This is a genomic window from Paenibacillus sp. TSM33 (assembly GCF_056099025.1).
Genome location: NZ_JBLZXB010000079.1, coordinates 1 through 252 on the forward strand (window position 1 = coordinate 1; position 252 = coordinate 252).

Genomic DNA, 252 nt, shown 5'->3' on the forward strand with positions numbered 1-252 from the left:
ATTTGAATGTTTCCATCGCAGGAAACGATTCTCCATAGAAAGGAGGTGATCCAGCCGCACCTTCCGATACGGCTACCTTGTTACGACTTCACCCCAATCATCTACCCCACCTTCGGCGGCTGGCTCCTTGCGGTTACCTCACCGACTTCGGGTGTTGTAAACTCTCGTGGTGTGACGGGCGGTGTGTACAAGACCCGGGAACGTATTCACCGCGGCATGCTGATCCGCGATTACTAGCAATTCCGACTTCAT

The 252-nt window shown here is 53.6% G+C and carries 1 rRNA gene; it reads right to left on the minus strand.

From position 1 onward, the window contains the following. Positions 1-38 precede the first annotated feature (38 nt). A 16S ribosomal RNA gene (locus ACN6NF_RS25975) occupies positions 39-252 on the minus strand; the annotation flags it as partial.